At 39.7% G+C, this 24,692-nt stretch carries 18 protein-coding genes and 3 tRNA genes; 15 read left to right on the forward strand and 6 right to left on the reverse strand.

Annotation, left to right across the window (positions count from 1 at the left end):
• Window positions 1-73 precede the first annotated feature (73 nt).
• From ACT29H_RS02500 to ACT29H_RS02510, 3 genes are all read left to right on the forward strand, one after another.
• The gene (locus tag ACT29H_RS02500) at window positions 74-3,322 is read left to right on the forward strand and encodes a glycoside hydrolase family 2 TIM barrel-domain containing protein (RefSeq protein ID WP_444820016.1); all 3,249 of its coding nucleotides are present in this window, start codon (window positions 74-76) and stop codon (window positions 3,320-3,322) included.
• A 73-nt stretch (window positions 3,323-3,395) separates the two neighbouring features.
• Window positions 3,396-5,732: a family 20 glycosylhydrolase gene (locus tag ACT29H_RS02505; RefSeq protein WP_444820017.1), complete on the forward strand. Its 2,337-nt coding sequence runs from the start codon at window positions 3,396-3,398 to the stop codon at window positions 5,730-5,732.
• Between the two features lie 211 nt (window positions 5,733-5,943).
• Window positions 5,944-6,057 (forward strand): hypothetical protein, encoded by a 114-nt coding sequence (locus ACT29H_RS02510; RefSeq protein WP_444820405.1) that lies wholly within the window; start codon window positions 5,944-5,946, stop codon window positions 6,055-6,057.
• A 97-nt stretch (window positions 6,058-6,154) separates the two neighbouring features.
• On the opposite strand, the gene ACT29H_RS02515 is transcribed toward ACT29H_RS02510, so the two are convergent.
• From ACT29H_RS02515 to nagB, 3 genes are all read right to left on the reverse strand, one after another.
• The gene (locus ACT29H_RS02515) at window positions 6,155-7,219 is read right to left on the reverse strand and encodes a LacI family DNA-binding transcriptional regulator (protein WP_444820018.1); all 1,065 of its coding nucleotides are present in this window, start codon (window positions 7,217-7,219) and stop codon (window positions 6,155-6,157) included.
• Between the two features lie 243 nt (window positions 7,220-7,462).
• Window positions 7,463-8,683, reverse strand: a complete 1,221-nt coding sequence (gene gluP / locus ACT29H_RS02520; protein WP_444820019.1) for a glucose/galactose MFS transporter — start codon at window positions 8,681-8,683, stop codon at window positions 7,463-7,465.
• A 186-nt stretch (window positions 8,684-8,869) separates the two neighbouring features.
• Window positions 8,870-10,810, reverse strand: a complete 1,941-nt coding sequence (nagB, locus tag ACT29H_RS02525) for a glucosamine-6-phosphate deaminase (protein WP_444820020.1) — start codon at window positions 10,808-10,810, stop codon at window positions 8,870-8,872.
• A gap of 689 nt (window positions 10,811-11,499) precedes the next feature.
• Here nagB and ACT29H_RS02530 point away from each other — a divergent pair.
• From ACT29H_RS02530 to upp, 6 genes are all read left to right on the forward strand, one after another.
• Window positions 11,500-11,574, forward strand: a tRNA-Glu gene (locus ACT29H_RS02530).
• A gap of 42 nt (window positions 11,575-11,616) precedes the next feature.
• A complete protein-coding gene (gene rpsT, locus ACT29H_RS02535) occupies window positions 11,617-11,871 on the forward strand; it encodes a 30S ribosomal protein S20 (protein ID WP_444820021.1) in 255 nt (84 codons plus the stop codon).
• A 17-nt stretch (window positions 11,872-11,888) separates the two neighbouring features.
• Window positions 11,889-11,960 (forward strand) — tRNA-Glu (locus tag ACT29H_RS02540).
• Between the two features lie 133 nt (window positions 11,961-12,093).
• Window positions 12,094-12,798, forward strand: coding sequence for a RadC family protein (radC, locus tag ACT29H_RS02545; protein WP_444820022.1), 705 nt, complete (start codon window positions 12,094-12,096; stop codon window positions 12,796-12,798).
• A 28-nt stretch (window positions 12,799-12,826) separates the two neighbouring features.
• Window positions 12,827-13,675: a hypothetical protein gene (locus ACT29H_RS02550; RefSeq protein WP_444820023.1), complete on the forward strand. Its 849-nt coding sequence runs from the start codon at window positions 12,827-12,829 to the stop codon at window positions 13,673-13,675.
• A gap of 200 nt (window positions 13,676-13,875) precedes the next feature.
• A complete protein-coding gene (gene upp, locus ACT29H_RS02555; protein WP_444820024.1) occupies window positions 13,876-14,529 on the forward strand; it encodes a uracil phosphoribosyltransferase in 654 nt (217 codons plus the stop codon).
• On the opposite strand, the gene folK is transcribed toward upp, so the two are convergent.
• A complete protein-coding gene (gene folK / locus ACT29H_RS02560) occupies window positions 14,526-15,014 on the reverse strand; it encodes a 2-amino-4-hydroxy-6-hydroxymethyldihydropteridine diphosphokinase (RefSeq protein ID WP_444820025.1) in 489 nt (162 codons plus the stop codon). The genes upp and folK overlap by 4 nt on opposite strands.
• A gap of 111 nt (window positions 15,015-15,125) precedes the next feature.
• Here folK and sppA point away from each other — a divergent pair, with 111 nt between their 5' ends.
• From sppA to ACT29H_RS02575, 3 genes are all read left to right on the forward strand, one after another.
• Window positions 15,126-16,898, forward strand: a complete 1,773-nt coding sequence (sppA, locus tag ACT29H_RS02565; RefSeq protein WP_444820026.1) for a signal peptide peptidase SppA — start codon at window positions 15,126-15,128, stop codon at window positions 16,896-16,898.
• Window positions 16,899-17,005: 107 nt separating this feature from the next.
• Entirely contained in the window at window positions 17,006-18,091 is a 1,086-nt protein-coding gene (gene lpxK, locus ACT29H_RS02570) for a tetraacyldisaccharide 4'-kinase (RefSeq protein ID WP_444820027.1), read from the forward strand.
• On the forward strand, window positions 18,054-18,866 hold the full coding sequence (locus tag ACT29H_RS02575) for a purine-nucleoside phosphorylase (protein ID WP_444820028.1): 813 nt from the start codon (window positions 18,054-18,056) through the stop codon (window positions 18,864-18,866). Before lpxK ends, ACT29H_RS02575 begins: the two co-directional genes overlap by 38 nt.
• 62 nt (window positions 18,867-18,928) lie before the next feature.
• Here the strand turns inward: ACT29H_RS02575 and hflX are convergent, their stop codons facing one another.
• Window positions 18,929-20,149 (reverse strand): GTPase HflX, encoded by a 1,221-nt coding sequence (gene hflX, locus ACT29H_RS02580; RefSeq protein ID WP_444820029.1) that lies wholly within the window; start codon window positions 20,147-20,149, stop codon window positions 18,929-18,931.
• A 579-nt stretch (window positions 20,150-20,728) separates the two neighbouring features.
• Complete coding sequence (locus tag ACT29H_RS02585; RefSeq protein ID WP_444820030.1) at window positions 20,729-21,409, reverse strand: energy transducer TonB; 681 nt, start codon at window positions 21,407-21,409, stop codon at window positions 20,729-20,731.
• A gap of 305 nt (window positions 21,410-21,714) precedes the next feature.
• Between ACT29H_RS02585 and ACT29H_RS02590 the strand changes: the two genes are divergently transcribed.
• The 3 genes from ACT29H_RS02590 (at window position 21,715) to ACT29H_RS02600 (ending at window position 24,646) form a co-directional block, all read left to right on the forward strand.
• A tRNA-Ala gene (locus ACT29H_RS02590) sits at window positions 21,715-21,788 on the forward strand.
• Window positions 21,789-22,054: 266 nt separating this feature from the next.
• Entirely contained in the window at window positions 22,055-23,158 is a 1,104-nt protein-coding gene (locus ACT29H_RS02595) for a lysylphosphatidylglycerol synthase transmembrane domain-containing protein (RefSeq protein ID WP_444820031.1), read from the forward strand.
• A 681-nt stretch (window positions 23,159-23,839) separates the two neighbouring features.
• A complete protein-coding gene (locus ACT29H_RS02600) occupies window positions 23,840-24,646 on the forward strand; it encodes a substrate-binding domain-containing protein (protein WP_444820032.1) in 807 nt (268 codons plus the stop codon).
• Window positions 24,647-24,692 lie beyond the last annotated feature (46 nt).

Genomic DNA, 24,692 nt, shown 5'->3' on the forward strand with positions numbered 1-24,692 from the left:
GGCATCTCAATTTTGTTTTAAAAAATTAAAGACTGGTCAATTTTGGACCAATATTCTTGTAATTCACATATTTATGAAAACCATATTTCCAGTTTTACTACTTTTCAATCACTTTTTGGTATTAAATGGGCAATCCACCTCACCCAAAGAGTGGGAGAATCCGTTAATCACCGAAATCAATAAAGAACCCGCCAGAGCCTCCTTTACCGCCTACCCTTCCCCTGAGAAAGCGTTATCAGGAGAACCATCTCCCTTTTCGCGCACCCTCAACGGGCAATGGAAATTTCATTTTTCCCAATCCCCTGATGAAAGACCAATTCATTTCTATGAAGATTCTTATGACGTCAGTAACTGGGCAGAAATAAAAGTCCCCGGGAACTGGGAAATAGAAGGTTTTGGAATTCCGATTTATGTCAATATAAAATACGAATTTGCAGATCCCAGAACGCCCATCACAGAACTGAAGAAAGGACCAGAACCGCCAAGGGTGCCTCACGACTTTAACCCTGTTGGATCCTACCGCAGAACCTTTGAGATACCAAAGGAATGGGAAAACCGTCAAATCTTTATTCATCTGGGGGCTGTCAAGTCAGCTTTTTATATCTGGATTAACGGTCGCAAGGTAGGCTACAGCCAAGGAAGCAAACTGCCGGCCGAATTTGATATCACCCAATTTGTAACCCCGGGACAAACCAATACGGTGGCCCTTGAAGTTTATCGATGGAGTGACGGAAGCTATCTGGAATGTCAGGATTTTTGGCGTATTTCCGGCATTGAAAGAGATGTGGAAATCTATTGCAGACCCAAGACCCGCATCCGGGATTTAGAGGTGGTATCGACCCTGAATGATGGTTACAATCATGGGCTCCTTGATCTGTATGTGGATATCAAAAACCATGTTTTCGAAAACCAAAACATATTGTTGTCCCTCTCTTTATTCGATAAAGAAAAATTGTTATTGACCCGAGAACAGTCTTTGACCATTCCCAAAGGCAGTGAAAGAACCGCCGAATTCCATGCTTCTTTGGCGAATATCCGACCATGGAATGCCGAGCAACCGAAGCTTTACAAACTACTTATTACCTTATCTAACGAAGAGGGAATCCCAATGGAAAGTATTGTTCGCAATATCGGATTCCGATCTGTAGAAATCAAACGCGGGCAATTACTCATAAACGGAGTACCCATAACAATTAAAGGCGTCAATTTGCACGAACACCATCCCGAAAGAGGGCATGTCATGGATGAGGAGATGTGGCTACGCGACATAAAACTGATGAAACAAAACAACATCAATGCGGTACGTTTGGCCCACTACCCTCAGGCAGAACGATGGTATGAATTGTGCGATGAATATGGACTGTATATCGTGGATGAAGCCAATATTGAGTCTCACGGGATGGGCTATGGCGAGCGTTCTTTGGCCAAAGATCCGCTATGGGAGAAAGCACATGTTGAACGCATGACCCGAATGGTAGAACGGGATAAGAACCACCCTTCTGTCATCATCTGGTCAATGGGCAACGAAGGAGGTAACGGCGTTAATTTCTATGCCGGATACCAAGCCATAAAAGCGCTGGATCGCAGCCAACGCCCCGTTCAATACGAACGCACCGAAATTGGGAGTCGCTATGCGCTCGACTTCGACTGGAACACCGATATTATTGTTCCCCAGTACCCCGACCCGGCAACCTTTGAGTGGTTTGGGCAGAAGCTGTTGGACCGTCCCTTTATCCCATCAGAATATGCTCACGCCATGGGCAACAGCATGGGCAACTTTCAAGATTACTGGGATGTTATTAACCAATATCCTCAGCTACAAGGCGGTTTTATATGGGACTGGGTAGATCAGGGGATCCATGTAACCAACGATCACGGCCAAAAGATTTTTGCATATGGTGGTTATTTTGGTACAGACATGCCCAGCGATGGTAATTTCCTGCTCAACGGGATAGTAAGTGCCGACCGTAAACCCAAACCAGGCCTGTTTGAGGCCAAAAAAGCACATGAATGGATCACCTTCCAGCCGTTACGGTTGAATGATACGGTTGCAAAGCTACTGGTAGAAAACCGCTATGATTTCTCGAACCTGAGAAACTTTAAAATTACCGCATACATCAAAGCCGATGGGAAAACCCTCAAAACCATTCATCTTCCTGTTTTAGAAACGGCTCCCCATCAGGGTGAAACCATCTCTTTTGACATCTCCGGAGTTCAGATAGCCCCTAATACCGAATACTTCCTCGAGATGGAGGCCTCCAATCGGGCACCAACGGGTCTTGTTCCGGCCGGTCATATTGTGGCACGAGAACAAATAAAATTGCCTTGGGAAGCCAAAACGGAGGAAAAGAGGATGCCCCAAAGCGGCGTAAAAATGTTAGAATCGGTGAACGCTTTTGTCTTTCAGGCAGGCGACATCGAACTTTCAATTGACAAACAAAACGGACGGATTATTAGATATCGTCTGAACAAAACAGACTTATTAAAGGCCGACGGCGGCCCAGCACCGGATTTTTGGAGGGCTCCCAACGATAATGATTTTGGTGCAGGAATGCCCCGGAATAACATAAACTGGAAAAAAGCTACCCACGAACAACATTTATCGAAAATAAATGTCGAAAAAAACCATTTGGGAGAATATCTGGTAAATGTAGTATGGAACTTACCGGCTGTAAACAGTCTATTTTACACCTCCTACATCATTCATGGCGATGGCAGCGTGACATTAAAAAACAGACTATCGGCCTCTACAACCGAAAAAAGTGACATCCCAAGAGTCGGAATGGTCTTGTTACTTCCACGCGAGTTTGATCAACTAACCTGGTTCGGGCGCGGCCCCTGGGAAAACTATGTGGACCGCAAAGCTTCTGCTTTCGTCGGGCTCTACAAATCATCCGTTTCCAACCAATTAGAACCCTATGAGCGTCCGCAGGAAAATGGGAACAAGACAGATGTGCGATGGGCTGCCCTTACCAATCGAAAAGGGATTGGGCTAATGGCCATTTCAAAAGAACATCCCAAGGAAGGGTTTGAAATGACGGCCATGCCATATCTAACGGCTGACTTTGATGCCACAACAGGCTACGAATATGGACCAGTTCATGAGGAGCAAAAACACATTGCTTCAGTCAAAGAACGCAATCTGATTCGCTGGAACCTCGATTACGGACAGCGTGGCGTGGGGGGAGTTAACAGTTGGGGGGCACAACCGCTTGAAAAATACCAACTGGATCCCGAAAAAGCGTACAGCTATTCTTTTACTTTGGTACCTGTTTCCAAATCGGGAACCGTGGAATTGACACAAAAAAGCAAACAACATTAACCTATTAAACAGTACCTACAAACGATCATCAATTGGCATACTTCATTCATAAAATAACCATAAAAATATCGCAATGAAACACAGAATGCTAACATTATCTATTGCTATAGGCATGACCCTCTTTTCTGGGTGTAAGTCTGGAGATACAACCAGCAAGCAGCTCTCAATCATTCCATTGCCCAAGGAAATGAAAGTTCATGGAGGCGAATTTCGCTTATCCGATGATACAAAAATTATTTTTTCACCCAACGACAAAGAAATTAAAAGTGTTGCAGGTTATCTGGCAAATCTTATCGCCCCAGCAACAGGGTTTAATCTGCCTCTTCTTTCAGGCTCTGAGCCCACAAAAAATGCCATATTTTTGAATATCAACGAAGGCATTACAGGGCAAAAAGGCGTTTACCATTTGGCCGTTACCAACAATACAATCACCATTGAAGCACCCGAATCAATAGGCTTATTTTACGGGGTTCAATCTCTTCGACAATTGCTACCACCGGAAATTGAATCGCAATCGGTTCAGTCAGATATTCGTTGGGTTATTCCTGCAGTAACGATAAAGGATGAGCCTCAATTTCAGTACCGTGGATTACATCTTGATGTGTGCCGCCATTTCTTTCCTGTCAGCTTCATAAAAAAATATATCGATCTGCTGGCCCTGCATAAGATGAACAAATTTCACTGGCACCTAACCGATGACCAAGGCTGGCGGCTGGAAATAAAAAAATATCCCAAACTCCAGGAAGTGGCCAGTCAGCGTAAAGAAACACTTATTGGTCATGGAGGAAAAAAGCCTTTCAAATTCGACGGAAAGCCTTACGGCGGATACTACACACAAGAAGAAGCCAGGGAAATTGTAGAATATGCAGCCCAACGATATATCACGGTGATTCCTGAAATTGAAATGCCGGGGCATGCAACGGCCGCCTTGGCCGCCTATCCCCACGTAGGATGTACCGAAGGCCCTTACGAAGTGATCACAAGATGGGGAGTCTTCCCTGATATTTATTGTGCAGGGAAAGAAGCAACATTTGAATTCCTTGAAAATGTCTTGCTCGAGGTAATCGATATTTTTCCAAGCCAATATATCCATATTGGAGGGGATGAAGCGCCCAAGGATCGATGGAAGAAATGTCCGCTTTGTCAGGCACGTATCCGCAAAGAAAATCTTAAAAATGAACATGAACTACAAAGCTACTTCATCGGTCGGATAGAAAAATTCCTGAACAAACATGGACGTCAGATTATAGGATGGGACGAAATCCTCGAAGGGGGGTTAGCCCCTGGTGCCACGGTTATGTCCTGGCGAGGGGAAACCGGAGGTATTCAGGCCGCTAAAATGAACCACGATGTAATAATGACACCTAATTCACACTTATACTTCGACTTTTATCAAACAGACCCCAAAAACGAACCATTAGCGATTGGGGGTTATCTCCCTCTGGAAAAAGTGTATTCATACCATCCCGTACCAAAGGAACTGACGCCCACTGAAGCCAAACATATATTAGGTGCACAAGGTAATTTATGGACCGAATACGTAAAAACCCAAGAGCACGCAGAATACATGGTTTTCCCAAGAGCTGCAGCTTTGGCCGAAGTCGTATGGACGCCCCAGGAAAAAAGAAATTACTCTGATTTCCGGCGTCGTTTGGAAAACCATTTCAAACGCCTTGATGTTCTTGATGTGAATTATTTCTATGAAGTACCTAAACCAATGGCTAACACTAACAAAGCCGGTTTTCTCGACTCTACAGAGATTGTTCTAAGCGCACCTATTCCCGATACAGAAGTCAGATACACCCTTGATGGATCAACCCCTTCAAAAGAATCGTCACTCTATATCCAACCGATCCATGTAACCAACACAGGCGTAATAAAAGCCATCACGGTAAAAAACGAGACAGGCGAAACAAGCTCTGTATTGGAAATCCCGGTTAAAAAAGTGCAATATATCCCTGCAGCAGATAAGATCACCCCTGCCAAACAAGGTCTCAGCTATGCCTACTACAAAGGCTTTTTCCATAGCGTAAAACAACTTCATGAAACAAAACCACAAACGAAAGGGGTTGTTAGCGACCAGCAATTCATTCCAGACATCGCTAAAAATGAACCGTTTGGTATGATCTTTACCGGATATTTGCCAATCAAGGAAGAAGGAATATATCATTTTTTCCTTACCTCTGACGATGGCAGTATTCTTTATCTGAACGGGGAAGAACTTATCAACAACGACGGGTTGCATGCAGCCCAAACAGTCGATGAGCCCGTGGCATTAAAAGCCGGTTATCACGCCATCTCACTCTTGTTTACAGAGGGTGGCGGTGGCTTCAAGCTTGATTTGAAAGCTAAATTTCCGGACGGATCAATAAAAGAATTAAATCCTTCCCAATTTGTTGTCAATCAATAAACGCAGAAACGGGGCTGTCCAAAAAGACAGCCCCGTTTTTAATAGGTTTACGATGGTTACTATCTTAAAAAAGAATTAAATCAATTAGGGGAACAACCAAACGAAATAAAGACACTGCCCTTCATAATTTCATGGTATAGTAGTGCAAAGGCAGCGGGCCTAACAACCCTTAGAAAACATTCTGCAATGTTAAAATCTCATAGAAAATGGCATATTAAATGGGTTCAAACCCTCGATCTCTACTGGTCATTTAGAAGGCATGAAAAATAAAATAAAGGGGCTCAAGACAAAAGTAAATGGTTCTAGAAATATAGGATTTTTTTAATCTAAGAATATTAGATCTTCATCGTTTCAGGACCGCATTTTTGTAATGAACCTAAAAAATGAATTGAAGGAACGCAATAAAAGACATCGAAGTTCACCTAAATATAATATTGAGCATTCTCTCTTGTTACCACATCCAAGGGTAAATATTTAATAGACTCCACTTCCTTTTTGAAAACCAAATAGTCGACCAACAAAGTTACGCCCCAGAATCCTTGTCCCTGGGGATTTTGATTTATTAAAAAATCAATTATTCCTGCCTCCAGTAATTCAAGATTCCTGGAAAGCAGGTCATACCCCACAAGTTTCATTGAATTCATATTTCGTTGGATTAAATAGTCTCCAACAATAAAAGATCGAGAGTTCGTAACAAAAAAACCTCGGATATCTTGATTTTTTTCAAAAAGGTCGTCCAAAATTTTTTCATATACATTTTTATCCCCCCAGTTACTAATTTCAGCACGAACTATATTAACCTTACGATCTGGATCTTTTTCACTGAAATAATCAATAAATCCTTGCTCTTTTCTGATAAGATGAGTTGAATTGGAAATTTCTTTATCAATATGAACCACCACAAAAGTTCCTTCAGAACACCCATAATGCAATAATTTACCTGCAAGGACTCCACTCTGATAAGAATCCTGCCCAACATATGATACCGGCTTATAATCGGGAATATGAGTATTAAACAAATTAAAGGGAATCCCAATTTTACTCCATCGATTTAAAAAGGCTAGAGACTCTCGGTAAAATATAGGAGCAACCAAAATACCATGGTAATTCAATTCCGAAATTTTTGCAGCTTCTTCTTTAAAGGAGTCTGAATCGTTCTGATTAAATAAATACTTATCCACAATTACACCATATCGCCTCATTTGAGCTTCAGCCTCATCCACCCCCTTATTGGGTGCTTCCCAATATTCATCATTAGCAGGATCCGGAATCAGTGCTGCAATTTTAAATTTCCCAGTTGTCACGAGGGCTCGGGCCAATACATTAGGCTCATAATTTAAAGCCTTCATACTTTTCAGTACCTTTTCCCTCGCTTCATCAGAAACCTTTCCTCTATTGTGAATAACACGGTCTACTGTTCCAGGCGAAACCTCTGCCAATTCAGCAATATCTTTTATCCTGGCTATTTTCTTCCCTCTTTTTGACATTTGATAATTTGAACGAAAGCTTTTGATAAAAAATCCAAATTTCATTTGACCGGAAGGAAAATCCTATACCGGTCGAATGAACTCTTAGAAAAATACTATTCACCCACACACAAATACCCCTCCTGTCCGACCAACTAGTTTCATCCGTATACATTATAGTTCATTTATTGGTTGGATGGAACTCGTATGACCATTATTTGATACATGTTCTTGTTGTGACAATCTCACATTGTCATGCTCGTTTCATATGCGGATTTTATGACCTTTCAGAGCATAGTAGAGTATATATCCAAAGATAGGAACAGCAATCCAATAAGCATTCTGTGCGCCAGCTAAATCTTTAATAAAACCATAGACTATTGGGAACAAAGCACCCCCTACTATCGCAACAACCATAAGAGATCCCCCTTGTTTGGTAAATTTACCTAGGTCTGTCATAGCTAGCGGCCAAATAGCAGGCCACATCAAAGCGCACCCCAAAGCAATTATTCCCACACAGAATATGGAAATTTCAGGAGGAGTAACCACAACCAACAGTGATCCCCCAATGGCCACGATAGCACTTGCCACCAAAGCAGTAGATTGACTCAAATACTTTGGAATGAAAACAATCCCAACCAAATAGCCAATAATCATACCTACAGGAGAAATCCAAGCATAAAACTCAGGATTGACCAGATTCAAACTCTCAGCATAATCAACCATAGTCCCCAAGGCAATGGTCTCAACTCCTACATAAAGAAACAACGCCAAAATACCTAGCAACAAATGGGGGAACTGCCAAATCGAGGTCTTCTTCGCCGCATAGGGACAATCTTCCACATTAGCTTCATCTTCACCTACAGCCTTCACTTCTGGCAACGGTGATATTAATGAAACAACCCCAAGCAAGACAAAAAGGCCTATAATGATAATAAAAGGCAAAGTAGTATCGGGAAAACTGACCGTTTCAACACTTTTCCCGATTACTAATGCCAAGAAAAAAGGTGCCACAGGCCAGGCCAATTTATTCATTATTCCCATAATACTCATCCGTCGAGCAGCACTCTCAATAGGTCCAAGAATTGTAACATAAGGATTGACCGAAGCCTGCAAAAAGGTATTCCCCATTCCACTAATAAAACTGGCCACAAGAAACAATGGCAAACTTTCCATCTTTCCCGAAGGAATATAAAGGTAAAATCCAAGGGCAAAAAGCAAGAAAGAAAGACCCATAGTCCGTTTGTAACCTATTTTGGCAATTACAAAGGAAGCAGGATACCCAAAAATCAGAAATGCTGAAAATGTGGCAGCTAACACCAGATATGATTCAGCAGAACTAATACTTAACCGGCTTTTCAGCAACGGAATCAAATAGCTGTTTATCCCAAGCGCAAATCCAATGGCAAAAAACATCGCCCCCAGAATAACCAAGGCGACCATTAAATGGCGCCCTTGAATGTGTGATTTAGAATCAGTACTCATAATTATTTATTTTTAGTTTCTTTTGACTCCTCCTGTATTCCTAATAAAGAGGACTTTAATCTGACTAAAATAAAGATTTTTGTTCTTCACAAAAAACCTCATCCACTTTTAACGGACACCTGCCCCTTTTAAAAACATTGCCATCCAACATTTCAGGCTTTCCTTCCTAAATTGAGGAAAAATGGATTACAACGCAACATTTTTTGATTTGTCCAGAAAATGATATCTTCGAAAAGCTTCGATAGCCTCATATTCGGTCAATCCTAATTGATCATAAAGTCTGGCAGTTGCACGATTCCGATCCTCCGCCCTCTCCCAAAATTCTCTGGAATCCTTACCTGGAAATACAGGTACATCCTTTTGCGATTGATGTTTAAAGATGGCCTTTCGCTTCTTCATCAGCTCATCTGGGCTTATGGGCACTGCCATTTCAATATCTTCAATATCCCACTCCTGCCAGGCTCCTCTATAAAGCCACACATAACAATCTTTAGCCCACTCTTCATCTTTAACCATATCCAAAGCACCAAAAATAGCATTGAGACAAACAGCATGTGTCCCATGTGGGTCCTGGAGATCTCCAGCTGCATAAATCTGATGCGGTTGAACTTCCCGCAACAATTTCACAATGATATCAATATCATCAGAAGATAATGGCTTTTTATCAATAGTTCCGGTCTCATAAAAAGGTAGTTCCAGAAAGTGAATATTTTGCTCTTTTACACCGCAAAATCGACAAGCAGCTGTTGCTTCACCTTCTCTTATAAGACCTTTAATCTCCAATACCTTAGAATTGCTATTGCCTTCTTCCGGATGCTTATGCAAATAATCTTTAAGCTCCGAGTAAATTTTATTTATCTCCTCCTGAGCTACATTGAACTTCCTTGAAAAACCGGACACAAAATCCAGAAATCGACGCGCATCATCATCAAAAACAGCAATATTTCCAGAAGTCTGATAGGCCAAATGGACTTCATGCCCTTGCTCTGACAATCTCAACAAGGTACCCCCCATAGAGATGACATCATCATCCGGATGAGGGCTAAAAACGATAACCCTTTTTGGAAATGGTTCAGAACGCTCAGGACGGGTTTTGTCATCTGCCCCGGGTTTTCCTCCCGGCCATCCTGTAATGGTTCGTTGAAGACTATTATGAATTTCAATATTTAAGTCATATGCAGATCCGGCAGTTTCCAGTAAAGAATTAAGCCCCCAAGCCTTATAATCTTTTTCGGTAAGCTTCAAAATAGGTTTCTCCACCTGTTGAGACAACCAGATTAAGGCCTTCTTCTTCATTCTTTCATTCCACTCACAGCTACCTGTTAACCACGGACTTTCTATCCGACTAAGACGTGTTGCTGCCGATCGATCCAATACAAACAGAATATCAGCATGTCTTTGAAGAAACGAAGCTGGAACTTCGGTAGTTTCAGGTCCTTCCACCGCTTGTTTTATAACTTCTGCTTTCTCTTCGCCCCATCCAAGCAAAAAGATCTTTTTAGCTTGTAAAATGGTTTTAATTCCCATGGTAAGCGCTGATCTGGGAACATTTTCTTCGCCGCCAAACCCCATTGCTGCATCCTCAATCGTCAATTTATTCAAATGCACCAAACGCGTTTCATCTGAAGCCAAGGACCCTGGCTCATTAAATCCTATATGTCCGCTTCGACCAATACCTAGCACCTGAATATCTATTCCCCCCATCGAAATAATCTTATTCTCATAGGCAGAACAATACTCGTCGAGATCCTTCATTGCCAAGGTCCCGTCAGGGATAAAAACATTATTCGGATCAATATCTAAATGTGAAAAAAGATTTTCATACATGAACCGATAATAGCTATGCTTACTCTCACGGTCCATTGGATAGTATTCATCCAAATTAAATGTAACCACGTTTTTAAAACTCAACCCGTCTTCTCTATGAATTCTTATCAATTCCTTATACAGCAATAGCGGCGAGCTCCCGGTAGCCAATCCCAAAACCGTAGGTTTGCCTAATTTGTTTTTCTCTTTGATAAGAGACGCAATGGCTTTTGCGACATATTTAGATCCCTCTACTCTTGTTTCAAAAACACGTGTCGCAATTTTTTCCTTGTGTTCTTGCATCACTACAGAAGTATTCATAAGCATATCATTTTTGATGAATAATAAATTGCAAAAATTTAAATCAAATAACTAATCTACCAATTATACATAGATTCAACATGACAAAATCAGCGCCCTAATCAGCACAAAATCCTTCTTCAATCACTAATTTATCTACAATGCCTTCAAATCAATTAAACCCATAAAAAATTAAAGCATCTTCCCCATTCTAAACCTCACAATTTTAATCCCACCTCTTTCCTTTATTAATTTTTCAACACTTAGGATGGCAAAAATACAAACAATCATACCAGCAAAAAAGAAATCACACACTTTTTTTGTGTTCGTCCACTTTTTCCTTAAAATCTTTTTTCCCAATCCTTTAAACAGACCCTGCAAAACCTTTTAACATATTCACACATGTGTTTTCCACACTCACCTCATCTTAAATACATAACCACACAATACACTCATTTATCACAGGAATGCCATCAAGCACTAATTATTCACAAATTAGACCACACATATTTTTTGCCCAATCATCATATTTTTTCTCATGGAAATTTGCAGGAAGTGAAATTTGATTTATCTTTGCATCCGCATTTGAAAAAGTCATTTTTTCAAATAATAGTGACATACTGTAAATAATACCTCATTTTTGATATTGTAATCAAAGTGGCAAATAGGAATAACAGTATAATCACTTTTAACAAAAATGAAATTCGAAAGGTCCCTTCGTCTAGTGGTTAGGACGCAAGATTTTCATTCTTGAAACAGGGGTTCGATTCCCCTAGGGACTGCCAAGCAGAATAGCAGAATAGTTGTAACCTTTAGCAAGAAACAAGATGGCAAATCATCAGTCGGCAAAAAAGAGAATACGGAAAAGTGAGAAGCAAAGACTTCATAATAAGTATTACGCCAAGACAGCTCGTAATGCTATTAAAAAGTTGAGGAATACTACTGACAAATCGGAAGCGGAAGCATTATTCCCTCAAGTGACCTCCATGATCGATAAGCTTGCCAAAAAGAGCATTATTCATCAAAATAAAGCAGCCAATATCAAATCAAAATTGGCTCGACATCTAAATAAATTGGCTTAAGCAATTTTGCTTTTTACGGTCCCTTCGTCTAGTGGTTAGGACGCAAGATTTTCATTCTTGAAACAGGGGTTCGATTCCCCTAGGGACTGCAATGACCTTTCCATAGCATAAATGGAAAGGTTTTTTTTTATATCTTCATCTGCATAATTGGTTTCACCTCGCCCCGTCCTCTCACCTACACCGGCACATAAAGCGGGGATCGGGTAAAAAAGAGGCAATGCAATGGAAGGATATCAAAAAGTTAGTATTCGACATTGGGCAGAAGAAGACCGACCGCGAGAAAAAATGCTGAAAAAAGGGCTCTCCTCCCTTTCCGATGCAGAGCTTCTGGCAATACTTATTGGATCTGGAAGTCAAAAAGAGTCAGCAGTCGATCTTGCCAGGAAAATTCTAAATGATGCCCACAACAATTTGAATGAGCTAGGCAAAGTGACAGTTGAAGCCCTGTGCAAAAAATATCATGGTATTGGAAAAGCCAAAGCAATCACTATTGTAGCCGCACTAGAACTCGGAAGACGAAGGCAGCTAACAGTCCCCCTGCAGCGCTACCAAATTAAGGAAAGTAAAGATGTATTTGCTTTGATGCACCCCTTATTGTCAGACCTTCACTATGAAGAGTTCTGGGTTTTATTGCTCAATCAGGCCAACAAAGTAGTACAACAATTTAACCTCAGTAAGGGTGGTATTTCAGGAACGGTGATCGACGTTCGTCTGATTATGGAAAAAGCTCTCTATCAACATGCCAGCTCTATAATACTCTGCCACAATCATCCCTCCGGCAACAAAAATCCAAGCAAAGCAGACATAGTCATCACAAAAAAATTAAATGAAGCCGGAAAAATTCTTGACATTACAATTCTGGATCATGTGATTATTGCCGAAAACCACTATTTTAGCTTTGCTGATGAAGGCATCCTTCAAAGCTAACCCCCAACCAGCAGACAAACAATTTTATATGGAGATTAAATACATAAAAAATAAAGATATCGACAGGAGTCGTTACGATAACAGCCTTAAAAATTCTTTTAATGCGAATATTTTCGCTTATTCATGGTACCTTGATCTCGTTTGCGACGACTGGGATCTCTTGATAGAAGGTGATTATGAGACCATTTGTCCGTTACCTTTAAAAAAAAGGATGGGATTAACCCTAGTCAAACAACCATCAAGGGCAGCATCGCTTGGTGTTTATTCTCCAAAATATTTACCAGCCGAAAAAGTATCTACCTTTTTAAAGGCCATCCCTTATCACCATGTCACCCTTATCCTCAACCACTTTAATCGTCTAGAAAGCCATTCTCATATTAGTGTCAAGAAAGTACCGGTTCTCGACATGATTGCTCCCTACAATAAAATTATTGAACGATTTTCCGAACAGGCGAAAAATATCTTACCAATAAATGATGGCACTTTTGTAATGCGCTCCATTCGTTCAGATGAATATATGAGTTTCAGACATAAAATTAAAAAAAGGACAACCCTGCAAAATATGCAACTAATTCGTATCATCAATTATGCCTTACGCTATAAAAGTGCAGGGATATACACCGTCTACTCACCAAGAAATGAACTAATAGGTGCATTGTTTTTAATTAAATCAAACAACCGTTTATTCCTTTTCGATTGCATTGAAAATGAAGAGGGGAAAAAAAGATTTGCGATTTTCCGTGCCATTAATCATATTCTGGAAACCAATTGTGAGAAAAATCTAACACTTGAAATTCCGTTCCATTGCCAAGATTTGATGTCCATGATTTCTTTTGACTATCATCAATGCATAAAATTCAGAAAAGGAATTCTGTAATAAAAATTCTTTCAAATCTCCCCTTTTTCATCACAAAAGTATTTTTGCTGACAATGAGAACTTTAGCAACCCTTATTCTCAGCCAATCTCATCATTAGGACACTACAAAACCCAAAGATTCATCACCAACAATGATTTCAGAAATAAATCCGACTGGGAAATTCGAAGTTTAACATTATTTTTGCAATTAAAAATCGTAAATGGAAATTAAGCACATTAATCAGCCGGTCAGCATTCTAAGTAACTTCATAGCCGAAATGCGTGACGTGGAAATCCAAACCGACCCTCTTCGATTTCGCCGCAATCTGGAACGTATCGGTGAAATCTTCGCTTATGAAATTAGTAAAACCCTCACTTATCAACCCACACAAATCACAACTCCTTTAGGTTCAGCAACAGAATGGCGTCCTAAAGAGAAGCTGGTAGTCACATCCATTCTGAGAGCTGGTGTTCCACTTCATAACGGCATATTAAACTATTTTGACCGAGCCGAAAACGGATTTGTCTCAGCCTTTAGAAAATACAATGTTGATGGAGAGTTCGAGATACATATTGAATACATTTCAGCTCCAGATCTTACCGGGAAAACAGTCATCATGGCAGACCCAATGCTTGCGACCGGTTCATCACTAGAATTGGCCTACAAAGCTATTCTCGCCAACGGGCAACCAGAACATGTCCATTTTGTAAGCATAATTGCCAGTCAGCCAGGAGTTGAATACATCTCTGATATTTTTGAAGAAGAACCTGTGACCTTATGGTTAGCCGCTGTAGATGATGAGCTAAATGCAAAATCATATATTGTCCCGGGGATCGGCGATGCCGGAGATCTCGCCTATGGACCAAAACTTTAACCCAATTTTCTAACCTCACCACTGTCCGGGCATTCGAACAGTAACGTTAAAATACTCTTTTTTAAGAGAGGATGTATAAATTCTGACATCCATTCACAAAGAGGAAGTAACGCAAAACGCCGAAGATGCAGTCTCGGATGTGGTATTTGCAGTTCTGGACAATTTATTATTTCATTTTCAACAAACAATATATCAATATCGATTAGACGACCTTCATAGTGAGTGGTCGTCTTTTTTTTTCGTCCTAATTGTTTTTCGATATTTTGCGTTTTTTTTAAAATCTCCTGAGGACGTAAAGTACTTTCAATTTCCAATGCTTGATTCAAAAACCAATTAGGGTGCTGAAACCCCCAGGGGGGACTGGTATATAGACCCGAAAGATAAACTACTTTACCAATTTCTTCATCAATAGCCTGAAGTGCCTTTTGTAGGGCCTCCCTAGTCCCAGACTGATTACCTCCAACCAATAATACAACTTTTGACATCAAAAAATTCGTTTTACGGGTCTAATATATTTTTTTTTCGCAAATTTGTAGAAACGGGAAAAATAAGATACTTATTTTTCTAAAAAAATTAATCATATAATTGTTTTGGAAATGAAGAAATTTCTCAAGTACACACTAGCTGTCATTGTTGGCTCGTTTGTTACCATTGGAATCCTCTTAATTGGATTCTTTATAATGGTTGGAATAATGGCCGCCTCAAGCCAAAAGGAAGTAACTGTAAAAGATAACAGTATTCTGGTATTAAAACTGGACGGTCCCATAGTGGAAAGAAAATCATCTGACCCCATATCTGAAGCTTTTTCTGAATTATTAGGCGAAACTGCTCCCATTGGGCTCAATCAAATTCTCTCTTCCATAAAAAAAGCTCAGCGAGATGACCGCATCAAGGGCATTTATATGGAGTCAGGAATCGTCATGGGTGGGTATGCATCTATTGAGGAAATCAGAAATGCGCTGTTAGAGTTCAAAAAAGCAGGCAAATTTATTATCAGTTTTGCATCTATTTATTCCCAAAAATCTTATTATCTGGCATCAGCAGCGGATAAAGTATACCTCAATCCTGGAGGAATGCTTGAATTTCAAGGGATCAGTGCCAATCGTACTTTCTTTAAAAATACCTTGGAAAAGCTTGGAATCGAAATGCAAGTTTTCCGACATGGTGAATTTAAATCAGCCGTTGAACCATTCACCCGAACAGAAATGAGCGAAGCAGCTCGCCTACAAACCCAAACCTATACTCATTCCATTTGGCGTCATATCTTAACCAAAATTGATGCCTCTCGAAAATTAGGATTGGAAAAGCTTAATAATATTGCCGATCAGGTTCCCATGTTCCAAAATGAAAATTTTCTCATACAATCAGGACTAGTGGACGCATTAAAATATAAAGATCAGGTTCTCATTGAGCTCAAGGACTCTACCAACACAAACTACAAAAAAGATCTTAACAGCATAAACATCCGAAAGTATGCCGATGTTTATGTACCGGATAACAAAAAAGGAATTTCAAAAAATAAAATTGCTATAATTTATGCCGAAGGTGAAATTGACGGATCAGATTCCGAAGGGATCGTTTCCGATGATTTATCCCGTACCATTCGTCAAGCCCGCCGCGACTCAACAATAAAGGCTGTTGTTCTACGGATCAACTCTCCTGGTGGATCGGCATTAGGGTCAGAAATTATTTGGCGCGAAGTAAAATTAACTTCTGACACAAAACCTCTGATTGTCTCCATGGGGGATTTGGCGGCATCAGGTGGCTATTACATAGCTTGTGCTGCCGATACAATTGTGGCACATCCGAATACACTAACCGGCTCAATAGGGGTATTTGGACTTATTCCGAATGTAAAAGGTCTTTTCAATAAAATAGGAATCACAACCGACAGAGTTAAGACCAATAAGTTTGCAGACATGCCGGCCATTGACAGGCCTTTTACGCCTGATGAGAAAGAATTAATGCAGGCATTTGTAGAAAATACATACAACACTTTTATTGGTCGATGCGCAGAAGGCAGGAAAACCTCTAAAGCAGCCATTGACGAGATTGGACAGGGACGTGTATGGAGTGGCAAAGATGCATTAGAAATCAATCTGGTTGATGTATTAGGGGGCATAGGCAGAGCGGTTGAAATAGCTGCACAAAAAGCAAATATCGCAGATAATTTCAGAATTGTGGAATTGCCTGAAGAACTAACTCCTATGGAGCAATTTTTGAAAAATATTACAGGGGATGCAAAAGCATACATGAATAACTTATTTTGGAATAGTTCAGAATATGCAAGAACCCTTAGAATCATTAATGGTATGCAGGATAGCTACCCGATACAGGCAAGGATTCCATATGAAATCAGCCTAAATTAATTTTTTAAATTTACTATCAAAAACGGATAAACTTATCAATTATCTTTCCAAGATAAAGAAGGCTGTCTGATTCATTTGGACAGCCTCTTTCTAGCTAATAGAAAAATATGAGATGGACTCCTCGGATTTTACTGTATCCTTTTTCGATACTCTTCTGTATCCTTGTCAGGATAAAGAATTTCCTTTATGATAAGAGAATACTTAAAAGCCACTCATATTCTATACCAATAATCTCAATAGGAAATTTAACTGTGGGTGGAACCGGGAAAACTCCCATGACCGAATTCCTGATCAGGCATCTTTCCCCTCAATACCGGTGCGCACTCCTCAGCCGGGGATATGGCAGAAAAACAAAAGGGCCATTGGAGGCATCTCTAGAAAGCACTTCTACGACCATTGGTGATGAGCCCATGCAGATGAAGCTTAAATTCCCAGATCTTAAAGTCGTTGTGGCAGAAAAGCGTGTTTTAGGAATGGACATACTTCTCAAAGCAAATCCTAGTCCGGAAGTAGTTCTGTTGGACGATGCCTTTCAACACAGAGCTATTAAACCAGGACTCTCCATGCTAATTGTGGATTATTTTCGTCCAATAAACCAAGATTGGTGTTTGCCTGCAGGAAACCTTCGCGAGCCCAGGAAGGGCATAAAACGGGCAAAAATCGTTATTATTAACAAATGTCCTCCTAATTTACCATGGGAAGAAGCTCTAAAAATCAGCAAAAGTATGGCACTACCTTCTTCTCTAAAACTGTTTTTTAGTAGCATTGTTTATTGCCAACCGAAGCCATTATCAACAATGGGGAAACAACAAGCGAGGATCGATTCCACTTGGGAAGCCAATCTCTCAATTATTGCAGTAGCAGGCATTGGAAATCCAAATCCCTTTTTCAAAGAAGCAAGACGTAGGGGAAATGTGCTAAAGACTATCGCTTATCCGGACCATCATAATTTTTCTGATAAAGACATCAAAAAGCTTAATCTCATGCTAGAACAATCCGGACCGGAAACCATTATACTAACCACTGAAAAAGATGCGGTTCGCTTACTACAAAAAGATCTGGATTTTGCAATATCAAATAAAATATGGTACGTTCCAATTAAACTAACGATTCTATTTAACCAACAGGATCCCTTCCTGAAAACTATAAATAACTATGTTAAAGGAAATAAAAGAAACAGCAAGTTTTCTTAGAAAACATTATTCCCCTGCTGCAGAAACAGCCATTGTTCTGGGCACGGGACTCGGAGGCCTCGTAAAAGAAATAGATATTCAGGCAACTATTGCTTATCAGGAGATCCCCAATTTCCCCGTTTCAACTGTTGAGGGCCATGAAGGCAGACTCATTTTCGGAAAGATTGGGGATACTGAGATAATCGCTATGCAAGGACGGTTCCACTATTACGAAGGATACTCCTTGCAGCAGGTCACATTTCCTATTCGCGTCATGCAATTCCTTGGTATTAAGACTCTAATCGTATCAAATGCCAGTGGAGGGTTAAATCCCGATTATAAGGTAGGGGATATCATGGTTATTACCGACCACATCAATATGTTTGGAGACAACCCGCTCATCGGAAGAAATTTGGAGGAACTGGGCCCACGTTTCCCGGATATGAGCGAACCTTACAGTAAAGATCTCACAGAAAAAGCTTTTTCCATTGCTGACAAGCACGGTATCACACTCCGAAAAGGGGTATATGTGGGAACATCCGGTCCAACTTTTGAAACGCCGGCAGAATATAAGTTTTTCCGAATTATTGGTGGAGACGCAGTGGGCATGTCTACAGTTCCGGAAGTCATCGTTGCCTGTCATGCCGGAATTACCTGCTTTGGAATTAGCATTATAACCGACTCCGGAGTTCCGGGGCAAATCGTAGAAATATCACACGAGGAAGTGCAAAAAGTAGCAGCCGAGGCAGAACCCAATATGACAAAAATTATAAAAGAACTAATCACTACGTTATAAAAAAAATCACCCGGAAACGTAATTATATGTTTCCGGGTAATTTTTTCCAAAGTGCATGAATATTAATGATCCTCATCAGGATCAATTATTGGATAAAGAAAATCATTAAATGGAAACCGGGTAACATGAATTTTCACCACCTCTCTGTACAGTAATTCCCGAAACTCTTCAAAATTATTTTTCTCTTTAGCCGAAATAAAAATACTTTTTCCACTCTTAGCCATCCAACTATTCTTTAGGTCATCAAGAGAATAATTCTCCCTGGTGGCAGGTGTCAGATCATCTTCTTCCTTCGGCACGTATTTAAATGCATCAATTTTATTAAAAACCATAATCATCGGTTTTTCCCGGTCATTAATTTCATGGAGGGTCTGATTTACCACTTCAATCTGTTTCTCAAAACCGGGATGAGAAATATCCACCACATGTAATAAGATATCTGCTTCTCTCACTTCATCCAAAGTCGACTTAAACGATTCCACTAAGTGGTGAGGTAATTTTCGAATAAAACCAACAGTGTCAGAAAGCAAAAAAGGCAAATTACCCACCACAACTTTTCGGACGGTTGTATCGAGGGTCGCAAACAATTTATTTTCGGCAAAAACATTACTTTTTGTAAGCGCATTCATAATGGTGCTCTTCCCTACATTGGTATATCCCACTAAAGCCACCCTAACTAGTTTTCCTCTGTTTTTTCGTTGTGTAGCTTTCTGCTTGTCAATTTTATTAAGATCAGCTTTCAGTTTTGCTATCTTATCCCGAATAATTCGACGGTCTGTTTCGATCTCCTTTTCTCCAGGACCACGCATCCCAATTCCACCACGTTGTCGCTCCAGGTGAGTCCACATTCTTGTAAGCCTAGGTAACAAATACTGATACTGGGCCAATTCCACTTGAGTTTTAGCATGGGCTGTCCGTGCCCTCTTGGCAAATATATCCAGAATAAGATTAGTGCGATCCAAAATTCTTCTACGAAAAGCCTCTTCGAGATTTTTTAACTGAGAAGGCGTCAGTTCATCATCAAAAATAACAGCATTAACCTCTTCATGAACCTTTACATAAGCGACCATTTCTTCTAGTTTTCCACTTCCCACAAAAAAGCGCTTATCCGGAACCGACAACGACTGAACAAATCTCATAACGGGAACGGCCCCGGCCGTTTCAGCCAGAAATGCCAATTCTTCAAGATATTCATTGACTTCTTGCTCACTCACATCGGGTGTACGCACAGCAACCAGAATTACCTTTTCAATCTCTTTTGCTGTAGATATCAGATCGTTCATTAAGTAAGAATTGTTAAGTTTTCAAATATAGCTTTAGAACCTCCACATCATTGGTTTTCATTTATTATTGAAATAAATTGTCCATTTCGGAGAATCCCATTATTAATTCACTAGTCCTTTTAATAGGCAGATAAGACAAAAGTAATTTAAATTGGTGGATAAAACGTTAAAATAGTAACCTGAAAATAGGAGTCAATTCAGCTCTCATATTACAAGAAGAGCCATCCAAAGAGTTTAAAAATAACTTAAAAATCGAAATCCTTTTTCGAAACAAATTTCAGATATCCGATTCTAAAGCATGTATCCCTTATTTATATAGTTTTAAATTTCAAAAGACTTTTTTATTAATTGATCGGGCAGAAATAAACCAATCTTCTCCTGTCAAATTTATTGTCAGAAGATAGAATCAATCCGTTTCAAAAAGCAATTGATTAATGAATTGTAATTCTATTTATTTAAATCTCAATAATGCTAAAAAAATGTCTTCCTTTCAAAACGATCTACCACTTAAATTATAAAAAAAGAGGCTGTCCCAAAAGACAGCCTCTTTTTTTATCTTCTTCTTAAAACATTAAGGTTTTACTGCAATACAAAGTTTATAGGTACTGTATAAGAAACTCTTACAGATTTTCCCCGCTGCTTCCCTGGCTTCCATTTAGGCATGCTTTTCACTACCCTTAAAGCCTCTTTGTCAAGACTGGGATCAACACCTCGAGCAATTTCCACATCGGTTATTGAACCATCCGTATTAACAACAAACTTCACATAAACACGTCCTTGAATTCCATTTTCCTGCGCGATGACCGGGTATTCAATCGTACTGGCAAGATACTTATGAAGCGCCAACTCACCACCCGGGAATTCAGGCATCTCTTCTACAATAAAGAAAACCGGGGCTTCTTCCTCTTCCTCATCGGTGGTCATATCAGTAAAATCCACTTCAGTCTCCTCAGTAGCTTCAGTGTCCTGAATAATCAACTCTTCTTCCAATTCCACATCATCTTGAACAATGTTCAAAATGTCGGTCACTTTTGGTGGTGGCGGTGGTGGTGGGGGTTTCACTTCATCCTGACGGGTGATCGGAATGATCTCCTCTTCAACTTCATCTTCCTCAATTTTCAAACCTTCGTTGACTTTCGTGTCAGTGGTTGTCCACTCGAAGGCGATGAAAACCAGAGAAAGCACCACAACAAGACCAATTTGCATGAAAACGGTCTTCTTGCTTTCCAAATCTGCTTTTGGCGACTTCTTTACTTCCATAAAAATCGAATTTTGGTGCCTAAATTAATGACTGTAAACGGTTTTCAATGTTTCTAATTCCCAAATTAAGGCAAATTATGCCAAACGGGACGTTAAAAATAGGATTTTATTACCAATTCTGCGCATTTTTTTGGGTTCTTTTTAATTTAGTGAAACAACCAATCAACTTGTAAATCCCTTTATAACAACAATAAAAACAAATTTAAAGTCCTATTATTAGGATCCGGATCCACACAGAATAATTTTTTCATAAAAATCTTTTGTCCAATTTCCCAAATTTACTTTATATTTGCACAGCAAAATCAGGGGGTGTAGCTCAGTTGGCTAGAGCGCATGACTGGCAGTCATGAGGTCAGGGGTTCGACTCCCCTCATCTCCACCTACTAAATTAATATAAACCGGGCAAAAAGTCCGGTTTTTTTATTTTAATTAATGTCTATTTCAGAAAGTTTAACAACCCATCTTTCCGTTATGGTTAGGATACAGTAACTTTGTACCTTAAATTTGATCCTATTCAGCCAAAATACATGAGCTTTTGAGTTCGAAGGCGATGCCATTGATTCCCGAACCATTGTTTCTGGAGGCGAAATCATACCAGCTCTTCGAATTTATCAATGTCAAACATCAATCGCCAGAATATCTGAAATGACAGACAACTCAGGAAAAATCATACGCAGTATTCGTCCGGTCAGAATATTTCTTCCCATAGCAATTGGTTTATCAGTAACCGCATATTTGCTATATCGGGAGTTTGATCCCAATAGTTTTAACCTCATTAGTTTCTCTGGATGGTCTTTCTTCTGGCTCCTTTTTTCATTTGCACTGATGGCAGTTCGCGATTTTGGCTATATGTTGAGACTTCGCATTTTGACCAACAAAAAATTAACATGGAGAAAAGCCTTTAATATTATAATGCTTTGGGAGTTTACTTCAGCAATTACCCCCTCTGCAATAGGAGGCACCAGCGTTGCTATTTTTTTCGTAAACAAAGAAGGAATAAGTGTTGGACGTAGCACGGCTGTGGTAATGGTAACCTCTTTTCTTGATGAGTTATACTTTATATTCACCTTCCCTATTCTGCTTTTTTTTCTAGGTCGGTCAGATATATTTGTCCTAGATCCATCAGCCCCAGCCATACCATGGTTTCAAAACAAATTTTTCCTCCTAGCCTTGGGAGGATATTTCATAAAATTAATCTACACACTAATTTTAAGCTACGGATTATTCATCAATCCCCGCGGTCTTAAGTGGCTCCTGTTAATGATTTTTAAGCTCCCCATTATCCGAAAATGGAGACCACAAGCCAACGAATCAGGAACCGACTTAATTCAGGCTTCTAGAGAATTCAAAGGTTGGCCATTACACCAATGGATGAAAGCGTTTTGGGCTACATTTTTCAGTTGGACTGCCAGATACTGGGTAGTAAATACGCTCATAATCACTTTTTTTGGCATCAGATGGCTCGGTTGGGAAGATCATCTACATGTTTTCGGAAAGCAACTGGTAATGTGGATCATGATGCTGATTAGTCCAACACCTGGAGGTAGCGGATTTGCTGAATATGTGTTTAAGGAATTCCTGGCGGCATTCATTCCTGCGGGGACTGGGATTGCCATTGCATTTTTGTGGCGAATCATCAGCTATTACCCCTACCTCTTTATTGGAACTTTTCTTGTTCCCAGGTGGATTAAAAAGCACTTTATCAGCCATAAGCACAAAATTGAGTCCTCAAAGAACGGTTCCTTTTGACCAAAGACTTCATTTTTGTGACCAATTCCGTGAAGAAATATTCATTGCATCGTATCTTGCAACAAGACTTTTTAATTCATTTTTATAGAGAAGTATTTTAGAAAAAGATATTGAAAAGTATTTTTAATGTCAGGCATTTAAATAATTTCCCCACCCACCCGATCAAACCCATTAACACTAAATAGGCTCTCTCATCCCACAAATCAACCCTAAGACAATAATTGGCAACCCTTTTTTACAAATGAAACCAGCATGACCAACTGAGTTTGTCGCAACAAGAGAATGTATAAAACTTAAGATCATGCGAGTTCCATCAGACCAATGATTTAACCTAATTTTATACTGATGAAACGAGTATTGAAGTGTTCGCCCAAGAAGAACATGTATAAAATTCAGGCAATTCAGGCGCATTACGTTCGGCCAATATTTTTCATCCGAATGAATCAAGCCTAGAGATGAAGGTTACCACAAACAATGCTGATCATTTAATATTTAAACATTTTCAGGAGAATGAATGAAGGATATCCTTCTTATAAAAGCCATTTGGAAGGAAATTGGATTTCTTTGATAGAGATATTTTTTTGTTGAAAAATTTATTTTGTACGGAATCCCTACAACTGGAGGAATAGATTACCCTCTTATGAATTTATTTATATAATAACAAATTATAGAGGACAAACTGTGAAAATTTTCAAAATAGCTATTTCCATTCTCTCAATTATTTCAATCGGCTTTCTGACGCATTGCAAAAACACACAAAAAAACAATGAGCCAGACAGCAAACTAGTAATCTATTGTGAAAACGGTATACTGGCCTCAGTTCGGGAATTCTCATCAGAATTTGAGAAGGAAACAGGAATAAGAATCAGCATTCAAAACGATTGTGCAAGAAATCTATCCAATTTAATTCATTATCGCGGCGAAGCGGACATATTTATCCCGGACTGTCGATTGGCTATCGACAACATGTCAATGACCAATCCAGAGTTATTTGAAGATACGATACCTATTGGATATCAAACACTCATTTATTTGGTCTCTAGAGGAAATCCACTCAATTTTAATGGTGACTTTGCCACACTAACCTCTACCAATTTGGGAATTATTCTTGCCAACCCCGAAACCAGCTCGCTGGGACAGGCTACTGAAATCTTATTAAAGAAGCACTCTGTATACAATGATGTAGTAAAATCGGTATTGTCCCTTACAACCGACTCCAGAGGACTCCTTAGAAATATCTCTTCCGGACAGTCCCAGGTCGCGATAGACTGGGCATCGGACTATTTGAGCTCGGATGTCATGGAACTAAAAACAGACACCCTTCATATTCCTTCAGACACGGTATTTTTTCAAGTTTTGGCGGCCATTCTTAAAGATGCGCCCAATAAACAAAATGCATTAAAATATATCGACCGACTTAAAACTCATTCCGGAAAAAAATTTTTCCGAAAATATGGAATAACGGAACTTCCTTCTTCGCCAATTTAATTGTATATTTATTGTTGCCATACTAATGAATTAAGAGTATTTTTCA

It is taken from the genome of Thermophagus sp. OGC60D27 (assembly GCF_052400625.1).
Classification (GTDB): domain Bacteria; phylum Bacteroidota; class Bacteroidia; order Bacteroidales; family Marinilabiliaceae; genus Thermophagus.

Excerpts from the sequence above, each read along its gene's own strand:
- ACT29H_RS02500 (WP_444820016.1), top strand. The coding sequence starts at position 74 with ATGAAAACCATATTTCCAGTTTTACTACTTTTCAATCACTTTTTGGTA.
- ACT29H_RS02505 (WP_444820017.1), top strand. The coding sequence starts at position 3,396 with ATGAAACACAGAATGCTAACATTATCTATTGCTATAGGCATGACCCTC.
- ACT29H_RS02515 (WP_444820018.1), bottom strand. The coding sequence starts at position 7,219 with ATGTCAAAAAGAGGGAAGAAAATAGCCAGGATAAAAGATATTGCTGAA.
- gluP (WP_444820019.1), bottom strand. The coding sequence starts at position 8,683 with ATGAGTACTGATTCTAAATCACACATTCAAGGGCGCCATTTAATGGTC.
- nagB (WP_444820020.1), bottom strand. The coding sequence starts at position 10,810 with ATGAATACTTCTGTAGTGATGCAAGAACACAAGGAAAAAATTGCGACA.
- rpsT (WP_444820021.1), top strand. The coding sequence starts at position 11,617 with ATGGCAAATCATCAGTCGGCAAAAAAGAGAATACGGAAAAGTGAGAAG.
- radC (WP_444820022.1), top strand. The coding sequence starts at position 12,094 with ATGGAAGGATATCAAAAAGTTAGTATTCGACATTGGGCAGAAGAAGAC.
- ACT29H_RS02550 (WP_444820023.1), top strand. The coding sequence starts at position 12,827 with ATGGAGATTAAATACATAAAAAATAAAGATATCGACAGGAGTCGTTAC.
- upp (WP_444820024.1), top strand. The coding sequence starts at position 13,876 with ATGGAAATTAAGCACATTAATCAGCCGGTCAGCATTCTAAGTAACTTC.
- folK (WP_444820025.1), bottom strand. The coding sequence starts at position 15,014 with ATGTCAAAAGTTGTATTATTGGTTGGAGGTAATCAGTCTGGGACTAGG.
- sppA (WP_444820026.1), top strand. The coding sequence starts at position 15,126 with ATGAAGAAATTTCTCAAGTACACACTAGCTGTCATTGTTGGCTCGTTT.
- lpxK (WP_444820027.1), top strand. The coding sequence starts at position 17,006 with ATGAGATGGACTCCTCGGATTTTACTGTATCCTTTTTCGATACTCTTC.
- ACT29H_RS02575 (WP_444820028.1), top strand. The coding sequence starts at position 18,054 with ATGTTAAAGGAAATAAAAGAAACAGCAAGTTTTCTTAGAAAACATTAT.
- hflX (WP_444820029.1), bottom strand. The coding sequence starts at position 20,149 with ATGAACGATCTGATATCTACAGCAAAAGAGATTGAAAAGGTAATTCTG.
- ACT29H_RS02585 (WP_444820030.1), bottom strand. The coding sequence starts at position 21,409 with ATGGAAGTAAAGAAGTCGCCAAAAGCAGATTTGGAAAGCAAGAAGACC.
- ACT29H_RS02595 (WP_444820031.1), top strand. The coding sequence starts at position 22,055 with ATGACAGACAACTCAGGAAAAATCATACGCAGTATTCGTCCGGTCAGA.